This window comes from Paenibacillus hemerocallicola (assembly GCF_006265175.1).
Classification (GTDB): Bacteria; Bacillota; Bacilli; order Paenibacillales; family NBRC-103111; genus Paenibacillus_AB; species Paenibacillus_AB hemerocallicola.
In genome coordinates this window covers 1-12237 of sequence record NZ_VDCQ01000121.1, presented here as the reverse complement: position 1 = coordinate 12237, position 12237 = coordinate 1, and the positions used below count along the sequence as shown (strand labels likewise).

The window sequence follows — 12237 nt, the reverse complement described above, 5'->3', positions numbered from 1 at the left end:
TATCGAGTGTCTACTTTCTTGACAGAGGTCCAGGTTTTCCGTTATTTTGCTGTGGGCACTGGTATTCGGGTTAATAGCATACGCCAGTTCCGCTAATTTATGGATTCGCGCTCTCGCGAAATGGCGGCAAGCTTTCACCGATTACGGGGTGCGTACACTTCTGTTTGCGAAATATGCTGCGGTAGTCTTACAGTCGCAAATCTCCCGAATTCGCCCTACCATGCGACAGCTCTCAAACAATGATATAATAGGTTCAATCGCGGGGGAGGGAACTTATGAACGAATCGGTCAACGGGGCGAAAGCCCGGTCCGACGGGGGTGAGACGGTCATCCGGGTAGAAGGGCTTGTGAAAAGGTACGGAGCTTTTACCGCCGTCGATCATGTCCGCTTCGAGGTTCGCCGGGGCGAGGTGTTCGGCCTGTTGGGGCCGAACGGTGCGGGAAAAACGACAACGCTCGAAATGATAGAAGGCTTGCGGAGGCCCGATGCCGGGTCGGCCGTAGTAGCCGGATACGATACGCAGAAGGAATTGAAAAAGGTGAAGCAGGTAATCGGCGTTCAGCTGCAATCCACGTCGCTGTTCGATTTGCTTAAGGTAAAAGAAATCGTGCGCATGTACGCGAGCTTCTACCCGTACTCGGTGCCGATCCAGCCGCTTCTGCACGATATGATTTTGGAAGAGAAGAAAAACGATCGGGTCAAGCATTTGTCGGGCGGCCAACGTCAAAGGCTGGCTATCGCGCTGGCGCTCGTCAACGATCCGCAGGTGATATTTTTGGACGAGCCGACGACCGGACTCGATCCGCAAGCGCGGCGGACGCTGTGGGATATTATTCTGAATCTGAAGGCGCGCAACAAAACGATTGTGCTGTCCACCCACTATATGGATGAGGCGCATGTGCTGTGCGACCGGATCTGTTTGATGGACCGGGGGAAAGTAATCGCGCTCGATACGCCCGAACGGCTCGTGCGGAGCCTGCAATCCGAAAGCGCTATCGAATTCAGGCTTCCTTTTCTGGAAGCGGGGACGGCCGACGGCGCGGAAACGGATCGCATCATCGGGCTGCTGCGCGGCGTCAGCGGGGTGAAGCAGGTGGATGTGCGCAATGAATGGTACGTCTTGTACACCGACCGGCTGCAGGCTACGCTGACGGACTGGATAGCGGTCGCCGATGCGAACGGATTGCCGTTCGCGGATTTGCGCACCCGCTCGGCAACGCTCGAGGACGTATTCATCCATATGACGGGAAGGAGCTTGAGGGAAACTTGAGAGCCTATTTGCAGCTAACGCTCGCTCAGCTCCGCATTTTTGCGAGAAACCGGCAGGTGCTGTTTTGGTCCTTGCTGTTTCCCGTGTTTTTTATCGGGATGCTCGGCTTTTTTCTCGGAAACGGGAGCGGCATCTCGCTCAGCGGCGCGATCATCGACGAGGATCACAGCACCGCCTCCCGTCAACTGATCCGTTCTCTCCAGCAGCTGAATACGGTTATCGACCTTCAGGAGCAGTACGATAAGGAAGAGGCGCTCAAGGAGCTGAAGCAGGGGGACCGGCATATCGTGGTGGTCGTGCCGAACGGGTATCAGCAGCGGCTTTCCATGCACGATACGAGCACGTATGTCGATCCGGTATTTGAAACCGCTCCGGAAATCGCCACGGTCAAAGCTTATTACGACGAGACGAATATGACGACGTCGCAGCTTGCCTTGACATTGCTGTCCCAAGTCGTCGACGGCGTGAGCAAGCAGCTTGCCAATTATACGCCGGTCGTCACCGTAGATGCGTCGGCGGTGCAGTCGCTTCATTTGAAATATATCGATTTCCTCATACCCGGCATTATTGCGATGATGATCATGTCCAACAACCTGAATGGCGTCGCCGGGCAGATCGCTTCATGGAGGGAGCGCGGCATTCTCCGCAGGATGCAGAGCACGACGCTGAACTCCGCTACGTTTATCGCCGCTCAGATTACCGCCCGGCTCGTCATGAACAGCCTGCAGGTGCTGATCGTCGTCGTCGTCGGCTCGACGTTCTTCGGCACGCAGGTCAACGGTGCCTGGTGGCTGCTGTTCCTTTTCGTCGCGCTTGGAACGCTTACGTTCATGTCGCTGGGCTTTATTATCGCGTCATTGGCCAAAACGCCGGAGAGTGCGGGTCCGATCGCCGGCTTCGTGTCGTACCCGATGCTGTTTCTGGGCGGAGTCTTCTTCCCGATCAAGGAGATGCCGGAGTTTATGCAGCCCATCGTCAAGCTGCTGCCGATCTCCCATTTGACGGCGGCGTTGCGCCAGGTGATGAACGTCGGGGCCGATCTGTCCGCGCTGTGGCCGGAGGTGGCGCTGCTGGCCGGTTGGATGATCGCAGCGTTCGCCGTTTCCAGCTATCTGTTCAAGTGGGAATGAACGGGTAACGAAATGGAAAACATGCTGTTCATTTCACTCTGGCCGGGTAAATCCGGCTGTCGGAGCGAAAAAACGGCATGTTTTTTCTTGTTTTTTGCGTACGGCTGGCGAAAATGACGACCATCAAGAAAACGCATACATAAATTTCATTGCAGGGAGACATACTAGTGACGAAAGCGGCGCATAGCATGCCCGTCCCTTTCATCGAATTCTTACAATGTTACAGGATTGTCACAAAAAGTTAATGCTCAGCTAATGTAGGCTTAATGTTCGGGTTTTACAATGAAGTCAGATTCGAAGGGAGTGGTTGAACCTATGATTTTGTACCGCCTCGCCAAATGGATGGAGGAGCGCAAACGTTTGAAGCAGCTTATTGCGGAGACAGACGAAAACCCGGCCGTTTATATAGAACAGAAAGCGCTTGTCGAGCAGCAAATGATCCGGGAAGCCTACCAATGGCTGGAGCCGGGAAAAGCGGCGGAGGAAGCCCAGTTCGCCCTGCACGTTACGGATGAATTGGGAGGCGTTCAGCCGCTGTACGGTATGGAAGATTCCGACCGGCTGCCTGCCCTGATATTGAAAGACGTGCTGGCTAACATGCAGCGGAATGCCGTCGTGTCCGGAGCGCATGCGTTCGCGTCTGGAGCGGTAAAGCTCACGAAGGCGGAGGAGACTTTCCCGGAAGAGCTGTACCATATGCCGCTGGTCGGCGAAGAAGCGGTACACGTCCAGCCTTAAGCCAAAAGAAAAACAGGAAGATCGCTTGTACGAATCTTCCTGTTCGGCATCTGCGCCGTTTTCGTTAAAACGAAGCGCCGAGAGCTTTCAAATTGCGGGCGCTGATCGCCAAGCTTTCGAACGGATCACGGCCGTAGCAATTGTCCTGCTCGACGGCTCCCCACTCGACGCCGGTTTCTTCGCACGCCTGCAAAATCGCTCCGAAGTCCATGTTGCCTTCCCCGATCTCGGCGAATTGCCGCTCGCCGGATGGCGTAACCGTGAAGTCCTTCAAATGGACAACCTGCATGCGTCCGTTTACTTTGCGTATCCAGCCAACCGCATCGGCGCCGCCCGCATGAACCCAGTGCACGTCCAATTCGAAGCCGAATGCGCCTGCATCCGATTGCTCGAACAAAATGTCCATGCCCGATTTGCCGTCCCATTTGGCGAATTCGAACGCATGATTGTGGTAGACGAACTGCAGACCGGCCTCTTTCAGCTTGCGCGATACGTCCGAGGCGATTTTGGCGAAATTCGCATAGCCTTCCGCGCTAGTCCGATATTCGTTCGGCAATCCGCCGATTCCTACATATTTGCAATTCCACAGCTTGTGCTTGGCGATGACCGCGTCCAGCTTGTCCACCATATCGGCAAATGGAATGTGCGTGGCGCAAATGTGAACGCCTACGCGATCCGCGATCGTCTTCAGCGCCTCGTCGCCGATCGGGCCGAGTCCGGATACTTGTACCGCGTTGTAGCCGATATCCTTAACCTTTTGCAGCGTAGCGGCAATATCCTCTTCCGTTTTCAAAAAATCGCGCAGCGTATACAGCTGGGCAGCTATTTTCATCTGGTCCAACTCCCCGAAATAGTTTGCGGCCGACCGCATCGGATGACTGGTTCGAAGTCGTTTTTCGTCGCTAATTATACCTTAATCTTCACTCCCGAACCATATGTTTTCCCGAATGATTTTATCGCTTCGGCAAATACGGGGTATGAATCCGGTGTGCGGGAACGCCGAAAAGCCGCACCAGTGCCGGCGCGGCTCCTTCTGCAGCAGCTTTGCAATAAGCTCAAGAAAACTCGATGGCCCAGTTGCCTTGGCGGAAAATCGGCTCCGAGACACCGTCTTCGGTAATGCCGTCGATGTTCAGATCCGCCGCACCCATCATGAAGTCGACGTGAACGAGGCTGTCATTGGCGCCATTCTCCGTTAATTGGTCTTTCGTCATGTCCGTGCCGCCTTGGATCGTCGTCGGATAAGCGCGGCCGAGGGCGAAATGGCACGAGGCGTTTTCGTCGAACAGCGTATTGTAGAAAATGAGGTTCGTATCCGAAATCGGCGATCGGTGCGGCACGAGCGCCACTTCCCCGAGACGCCCGGCCCCTTCGTCGGTTTCGAGCAGCAGCTTGAGCGTATCGTAGCCTTTCTCCGCGGTAAAGTCGACGACTTTTCCGTTCTCGAAACGCAGAGTGAAGTTGTCGATCAAATTGCCCCCGTGGTTAAGCGGGCGGGTGCTGCGAACGAAGCCGCTCACGCCGTCCTTGTGCGGCATCGTGAACACTTCCTCGGTCGGCATGTTCGGATTGAACGTGACGCCCTTCTCGTTCTCGGTCGAGCCGCCGTGCCACACGTGGTTGTCCGGCATTCCGACGGCAAGCTCCGTTCCTTCGGCGCGGTAGACGAGCTTCCGGTATTGCTTGCGGTTCAAATAGTCGACCGTCTTCGCCAAACGGGCGTTGTGCTCCTTCCACGCCTGTACGGGATCGTCCTGATCGACGCGGGTTGCTCTCAGAATATGCTCCCATAGCTTATCGACGGCTTCGCGGGCCGGCAAATCAGGGAATATTTTGGCCGCCCACTCCTCGGTCGGCGTAGAAATAAGCGACCAGGCGACCCGGTGCGCCATCGTATAGCCGCGCCAGCCCTGCAGCGCGATCGCGGCCGCTTTGCTCGCAGCGGCGACGCGCCCCGGATCGATGCCGTCCAGCAAATCCGGATTGGGCGAATAAATGCTCAGGAAGCCGGCGCCGTTCTCGGCGAATTCCTCCCAGCCTTTAGCCCGGAACATCGGGTACTCGGTGAACGCTTCGTCCGGGGCCAGCTTGTATTTGATTCGGGTCAGCTGTTCGTCGTTCCATTCCACATGAACGTTTTTGGCACCCGCTTCATACGCTTTCGTGACGATAATGCGCACCAATTCAACCGCCGATAAGGGCGCGCTGACTACGAGCGTCTGGCCCTGCTGCACGTTGATTCCCGTGCGGACGGCAAGCTCCGCATACTTCTCCAAATCCCGCTCCGTTGGCATATGTAGGTTCCTCCCGAAATGATAGTTTGGTTATGCTTACAGGTTATTGTATCCAATATATCATTATACCGCTTGCCGCTCCAAATTCATGGATGACCCAGCTTGGTGCAAGTCGAATGAAGGAACTTTGGCGCGAATGAAAAAGTTGCGCGATTATTTTGTTGAATCCCCGTTTTCGTGTACAATGAATGGATGAGAACTACTATTAAATTGGTGCGACTATCATGTACTCCTATCGCCAGTCGGCGAATGTCGGATACGATCGCTCCCAACATAAAGAAGGTCATATACCCATGAAAGTCGTCGTTTCCTCTCTGAACGCCAAATACATTCATACTTGTCTCGCGCTGCGCTATTTGAAGTCGTTTTGCGGGGACGAGTTCGAAGTCGATATGGCCGAATATACGATCAAAGACCCGGTCATGAACATCGTATCCGATTTGTTCCGGCGCAATCCGGACGTGATCGGCTTCTCCTGCTACATCTGGAACATCGAGGAGACGATCCGCGTCGTAAGCATGCTGAAAAAAATCAAGCCGGAACTGCAAATCGTGCTAGGCGGTCCGGAAGTATCGTACGATACCGATTATTGGATGAAGCGCATTCCGGAGGTCGACTTTATCGTCATGGGCGAAGGGGAGGAGACGTTTCTTCACCTGCTGCGGGAGCTGTCGGGAGCGAGGAAGTACCACTTCGTGTTCGGCGCGGCTTACCGCAACGGAACGGGGGACGTCTGCATCAACCCGGGACGCCCGAAGCTTGCGCTGGACGATATTCCGTCGCCGCACCGGTTCGCGGAGGATGTACCCGCATTGCCGAACCGGGTCGTCTATTTCGAGACGAGCCGCGGCTGCCCGTTCAGCTGCCAGTTTTGCTTATCCAGCATCGAGGTCGGGGTGCGGTATTTCGATATGGAACGGACGAAGGCGGATTTGCTCTATTTGATCGAGTCCGGGGCGAAGCTGATCAAGTTCGTCGACCGCACGTTCAACATCAAGCGGGAATACGCGATGGAAATATTCCGGTTTCTGATCGACAATCACCGCGGCTGCGTCTTTCAGTTCGAGATTACGGCCGACATCATGCGCCCCGAGGTGCTCGACTATTTGGCCGAGCATGCGCCCGCGGGCGTTTTCCGGTTCGAGATCGGCGTGCAGTCGACGAACGATGCGACAAACGAGCTGGTCAAGCGTCGTCAAAATTTTGCCAAGCTGACGCGCACCGTCACGAAGGTGAAGGAAAGCGGCAAAATCGATCAGCATCTCGACCTGATCGCCGGACTGCCCGAGGAAGATTACGATTCGTTCCGCAAAACGTTTAACGACGTGTTCGCGCTCGGGCCGGAGGAGCTCCAGCTCGGATTTCTGAAAATGCTCCGCGGTACGGGGCTGCGTCATGACGCCGACAAATACGGCTATGTTTATATGGATACGTCGCCCTACGAAATATTGGGCAATGCGATTATGCCGTTCTCCGATCTGATGCGCATCAAGCGGGTGGAGGACGTGCTGGAGAAATATTGGAACGCCCACCGGATGGACCGGACCGTCCGTTATTTGATCGGCCGCCAGTTTCGTTCGGCATTCGACTTCTTCCAGGAATTCGGCGATTACTGGGAGGAGCGGGGGTGGCAGAAGATCGGCCATCAGCTCGAGGATTTGTTCGAGCGGCTGAACGCCTTTCTCGTTTACCGCGGTACCGCCGACCGGGATGTGGCGGAAGGGCTGATGAAGCTCGATTATTTCATGAACCATAAATACAAGCCCCGCAAAATATGGTGGGATTTTACGCTCGACAAGACGGAGCAAGCTTCCTATATGCACATGCTGGCGAATCGTCCGGACCGGGTGTCATCCGGCTTCGCCGCGCTCAGGCTGTCGGAGAAAGAGCTGCACAAGCACGCCGTGGTAGAAACGATTCCGTTCGATTTGCCGCGATACGAGGAGGACGGGACGGTCGACCGCTCCCGGAGTACGCTGCTGGCCGTCGTCTATGAGCCGGACGGAGCCGGTCCGCGCTACTTCACGCTGGAGCTGGAATCGACGATACTGTACCCCCAACAGTGATGAAGCCTGCGAAGCTATTTCCGAATATTTTTGGGAGAGCCTCCGACTGCACCACCAAATGTGACTCGAAGCGGGAAAGAGGGATATACGATGAACGAGCACCGCTGGCTGCAGTGGGCGCAGCGCATCCAGGCGATCGCCCAGACCGGATTGACGTATACGAAAGACGGCTACGACATGGAACGGTACGAGGAACTAAGGGAGATCAGCATCGAAATGATGCGCGAGCAGACAGGCGAGCCTTACCCGATCGTGAAGGAGCTGTTTGCCTCCGAGAAAGGCTACCCTACGCCGAAGGTCGACGTGCGCGGGGTCGTATTTCAGGACGGGAACATATTGATGGTCCGGGAAAAGGCGGACGGAAAGTGGACGCTGCCCGGAGGATGGGCCGATATCGGCTATACGCCGAAGGAAGTGGCCGTCAAGGAAATCCGCGAGGAAGCCGGCTTGGACGTGCGCGCGGTGAAGCTGCTGGCGGCGTTGGATAAAAAGTGTCATCCGCATCCGCCGGAGCCATATTATATTTACAAGCTGTTTATTTTGTGCGAGCAAACCGGAGGCAGCCCGACTGCGGGCCTCGAGACGTCCGACGTCGCTTATTTCGGGGAGCACGAGCTGCCGGAGCTTTCCTTGAACCGGACGACGGAATCGCAAATCCGGCTTATGTTCGACTATTTGCGCGATCCCCGCAAGGAAGTTACGCTTGACTGACGCTTGGAATCGTGGAGCTTTTTGAGCTTGCAAAACTTAAGTGGGGTTGACCGGATGCAGAACCTGTTCAGGATTTTGCGGGTTTCCTCGTTGAAAGGCCGTCTTCGGCTTTTACTCAGCGTGCTGATTGTGGCGATGTGTGTGCTCGTCGTACTGTTCATGACCCTCTTCGGCAAGGTGATCAAGGAAAGGGAGATCCATGCCGCAATGCAGGAAGCGATCGATTTGCAGCGTCTGTTTATCGACAAGTGGAAAGCGGAAAGGCTGGCCGACGTCAACTATTTGGCGTGGACCTCCGCCGCCCGTTCTTTGAATTTCGCGGAACTGGGGAGTCAATTTCGCCTGTTCCAAACAACGCACACCGACTTCGATACGATCAGCTTTGCGAACGCGGACGGAAAGCTCGTCTTGTGCATGACGGAGTCGCTCGATACGGACGTATCCGACCGCGAATATTTTCGTGCGGCCAAGGAAAATAAGGCGTTTGTGTCAGACATTATTGACGGTCGCGTAACCGGTAAATCGTTATTGGCGTTCACCGCTCCCGTCCGAGACATGACCGATAAGTTCGCGGGGGCGGTTATCGGAACCGTGGATATGGCGACGCTCGACATGATCGTGAACGAGTTCCGGTTCGGCGAGAGGGGCGAAACGTTCCTGCTGAACAAGGAAGGCTACCGGATTACGAAGGAGCGGGATGCATCCGGCGCATCGCGTACCGGCGCACCGTACCGGACGGAAATTTACGAACGGGCGGTATCGGGCAAGCAGGATTGGAAGGCATACTCGAACCGAGACGGCGATTCCGTATTCGGAGCGTACGCATGGTCGGCCGACGGCCAGTGGCTGCTTGTAGGCGAAACCCGCACAAGGGATGTGTATAAGCCGTACTATCGGTTGTTGGCCGTATTGTCGCTCGTCAGCGCCCTGGTCCTGATGGCGGGTTATGTCGCGGCATTGCTGTTCACCCGCCAAATAAGCGATCTGCTCAAACTGCTGCTGGACGGCACGAAACGCATAAGGGAGGGCCGATTCGGACACAGAATCGATCCGGCGATCATTCGCTCCGCGCCGACGGAACTGAAGGAGCTTTCGAACAACTTCAACATTATGTCGGACAAATTGCGGTCGACGGTGGAGCTGTTGGAGGAATCCGCCGTTATCGACCATTTGACGGAAGTGTACAATCGCCGGTTTCTCATGATCGAGGGAGCGAAAATCGAAGAAGCGGCGGCGCGTGCCGGCAACGCATCGTGCATCCTGCTCGTCGATGTCGATTACTTCAAGCAGATCAATGATACGTATGGCCATTTGGTAGGGGACCGGGTATTGAAGCACGCCGCGGGGCTGCTCATCGCCTGCGTGCGCAATTCCGACGTGGCTGCCCGGTACGGCGGTGAAGAGTTCGTCATTTTGGCCACCAATTGCGAGCTGGCACGGGGCAAGGAGCTGGCCGAACGAATCCGCTCCTGGTTCATCAACTCGCCGTACCGGGATGAGGAGCGGGAAATACCGATAACCGTGAGCATCGGTGTCGCGCAATCGAGCCCGCAGCGCACATACGGCACGAATACGCTGGAGGATATGATCGAACGGGCCGACAAAGCGTTGTACCGGGCGAAGCATCGGGGACGCAACCGGGTCGAGTGCGACGATCCCGGGGAAAAGCCGGGAAATTGAACGGACAAATCGAAACAAGCAAAGAGGCTGTCCCGGAAGGTCATAAATTGACCTAGGGATAGCCCTTTTTTTCATTAAAAAAACAATGACGGTATAATCCGCATGCAGCATGGAGGCCTCTTGATGAGTGTCTGGAACACGTTGCCGTAAATAAAGGAACTGTATTCCGCTATTGTCCCGAATTCCGTCACACTCTTGAAGATAACGGAACACGCTTCCGTTATATCGATCTTTCGAGAGGGGAAATGAACGTGAGCAACGCAATAGAGGAACGGTTTTCCGCTATTCTTCAGCCGGCACCGGTATTCGTGTCAATAGCATATGCTAGTTCCGCTATTTTGATGGATTCGCGGTCTCGCAAGCGACCGTAAAAGCCGCATGTCTTCACCATTGTTCGATACACGTACTTCTGCACTACAAACAGCAAGTACGGAGGAAGCTCCGCAGCGAAGAAGGATGCCTTGTCCGTTCGGCGGATGATCGAACCGGAAGCGTATTGGACAGACGAAGAATAATCGGGGATTCCGGCGTTTTCTTCCACGAGGCTTGCTCCAAAGTGAGCCTCGGTGCCGGATGGCTTTCGGCTTGCCCATAGTCTGCTTAAGAAGGCAATCATAGGCTGGAAACGAGAGATGGCGGCTCTGGGCTAACTTCTAGTACCGCCAGTTTCATTCCGATTTTTGACCCAAACGAACGATCTCCCAAGTGAGCTGATTTACTAGCGTGTGGGACGGTCTATTAAACTATCCGATCCACGACGAGGCCAGACGCCGTATGCCTTCCTCGATTTGCCGCTCGTCGAGCCCGCCGAAGCCGAGCAGTACGGCTGTACCATCGCCAGGCTCGGGGACGATCCGGTATACGGACGCCGGATACACCCGGACCCCCGCCTCGTCGGCCAGCCGGATCAGCTGCGCTTCATCGCGGCCGCCTTCCGTCGGCTCCAGCAGCACATGCAGGCCGGCGCTGCCTCCGCTGACACGAAAGCGCGGCTCCAGCTGCCGTTTGACGGCGGCCAGCAGAGCGGCCATCTTGCGCTGGTAGACGCTGCGCATTTTGCGAATATGCCGCTGCATATGGCCGCCCGTCATAAACAGCTCCAACGTCTTCTGGTGAAGCGGGGAGGCGAGCCGGTCGAACGGATGGAGCGCCGCTCTCGCCGCGTCCGCCAGAGCGGGCGGCAAAGCGGCATAGCTGAGCCGGAAGGCGGGCGCAAGGGCGCGCGAGAACGTGCCCATATAAGCGACGCAATTCGCCGCGGCGTCCAGCCCTTGCAGCGAAGGAATGGGCAGTCCGGCGTAACGAAACTCCCCGTCGTAATCGTCTTCGACGATCAGACCGCCGACATCGGCCGCCCAATTCAGCAGCCGGCGCCTTTTGCCGATCGACATGACCATGCCGTGGGGGAATTGGTGCGACGGCGTCGTATAGACGATCCTTGCGCCGGAATCGTACAAATCTTCGATACGGATGCCGTCAGGCTCCAGACGCAGCGGGGCCAAAGTGTAACCGTGCTGCCGCATAATGGCCGCAATGCCGTCGCTCATCGATTGCTCTACCGCAAAGGCTGTATGCCCGGGGCTATATGTCGTTCTTTGCAGAAGACGGCATATTTGCTCGGTCGAATGGTGGGTACCCGCGCCTACGACGATCCTTTCGGGAGGGCAGACGACGGCACGGGCACGGTAGGCGTAGTCGGACAACGCCTCGCGGAAGCCGGTTTCACCGAGCGGATCCCCGTAGCGGAACAAGTCCCGGTGTTCAGGCAGGAAGCAGCTGCCGAGCAGCTTTTTCCATAAAGGGAACGGAAAATGGCTCAAATCGACGTCGCCGTACGAGAAGTCGATCGGATCCGACCTCTCTCCGGCATGGACCGACAGTGCAGAATCGATTGAAGCCGTCGGGGGATGATAACAGGCGGATTGCGGAACGATGTCCCGCTCCTTTCTTGCCAGATCAGTCACCGCCCTTGGAGAAGTGCGCCCGAAGTCGGGCTCGTACGCCCCGACCGTAATTCCGCTGCGCGGCTTGCTCTCCGCATAGCCCTCGGCCAGCAGCTGCTGATAAGCGTCCTCCACCGGTGTCCGGCTGATGCCCAGATGGGCGGCCAGCTTGCGAACGGACGGCAGCCGCGATCCGGCACGAAGCCGTCCGGCTTCGATTTCCCCTCGGATGTGGCGGTACAGCTGGCTGTACAACGGTTCGGCATTTTGTGCGTCCAACAGGGGCAATAGCTCCATGGTCGAAGTTCCCCTTTCCAGGAAAGACATAGGTAATAGCACAAACCTTCGCCGTGCTGTAGCCGCCGGAATCGCGCCATTTGGGGCAAATGCCGGCTCCGTCCGGT

General features: G+C 56.3%; 9 protein-coding genes. 6 read left to right on the top strand and 3 right to left on the bottom strand.

Features of this window, described 5'->3' with window-relative positions; all coding sequences use genetic code 11:
• Positions 1-275: 275 nt before the first annotated feature.
• The 3 genes from FE784_RS39710 to FE784_RS39700 all read left to right on the top strand — a co-directional run bounded on the left by FE784_RS39710 (position 276) and on the right by FE784_RS39700 (position 3139).
• On the top strand, positions 276-1271 hold the full coding sequence (locus FE784_RS39710) for an ABC transporter ATP-binding protein (protein ID WP_139607831.1): 996 nt from the start codon (positions 276-278) through the stop codon (positions 1269-1271).
• Positions 1268-2401, top strand: coding sequence for an ABC transporter permease (locus tag FE784_RS39705; protein ID WP_139607830.1), 1134 nt, complete (start codon positions 1268-1270; stop codon positions 2399-2401). Before FE784_RS39710 ends, FE784_RS39705 begins: the two co-directional genes overlap by 4 nt.
• Positions 2402-2716: 315 nt before the next feature.
• Positions 2717-3139: a hypothetical protein gene (locus FE784_RS39700; RefSeq protein WP_139607829.1), complete on the top strand. Its 423-nt coding sequence runs from the start codon at positions 2717-2719 to the stop codon at positions 3137-3139.
• 64 nt (positions 3140-3203) lie between these two features.
• Here FE784_RS39700 and FE784_RS39695 read toward each other — a convergent pair whose 3' ends face one another.
• Both FE784_RS39695 and FE784_RS39690 read right to left on the bottom strand, forming a co-directional pair.
• Entirely contained in the window at positions 3204-3971 is a 768-nt protein-coding gene (locus FE784_RS39695; RefSeq protein ID WP_246132394.1) for a sugar phosphate isomerase/epimerase family protein, read from the bottom strand.
• Between the two features lie 223 nt (positions 3972-4194).
• The gene (locus FE784_RS39690; RefSeq protein ID WP_139607828.1) at positions 4195-5433 is read right to left on the bottom strand and encodes an aminopeptidase; all 1239 of its coding nucleotides are present in this window, start codon (positions 5431-5433) and stop codon (positions 4195-4197) included.
• A 293-nt stretch (positions 5434-5726) separates the two neighbouring features.
• On the opposite strand from FE784_RS39690, the gene FE784_RS39685 reads away from it, so the two are divergent.
• From FE784_RS39685 to FE784_RS39675, 3 genes are all read left to right on the top strand, one after another.
• The gene (locus FE784_RS39685; RefSeq protein ID WP_139607827.1) at positions 5727-7499 is read left to right on the top strand and encodes a B12-binding domain-containing radical SAM protein; all 1773 of its coding nucleotides are present in this window, start codon (positions 5727-5729) and stop codon (positions 7497-7499) included.
• A gap of 90 nt (positions 7500-7589) precedes the next feature.
• A complete protein-coding gene (locus tag FE784_RS39680; RefSeq protein ID WP_139607826.1) occupies positions 7590-8210 on the top strand; it encodes an NUDIX hydrolase in 621 nt (206 codons plus the stop codon).
• A 27-nt stretch (positions 8211-8237) separates the two neighbouring features.
• The gene (locus tag FE784_RS39675; RefSeq protein WP_139607825.1) at positions 8238-9890 is read left to right on the top strand and encodes a sensor domain-containing diguanylate cyclase; all 1653 of its coding nucleotides are present in this window, start codon (positions 8238-8240) and stop codon (positions 9888-9890) included.
• A 743-nt stretch (positions 9891-10633) separates the two neighbouring features.
• On the opposite strand, the gene pdxR is transcribed toward FE784_RS39675, so the two are convergent.
• Positions 10634-12130 carry a MocR-like pyridoxine biosynthesis transcription factor PdxR gene (pdxR, locus tag FE784_RS39670; RefSeq protein WP_139607824.1) on the bottom strand — a complete coding sequence of 499 codons (1497 nt, stop codon included), beginning with the start codon at positions 12128-12130 and terminating at the stop codon, positions 10634-10636.
• Positions 12131-12237: the final 107 nt, after the last annotated feature.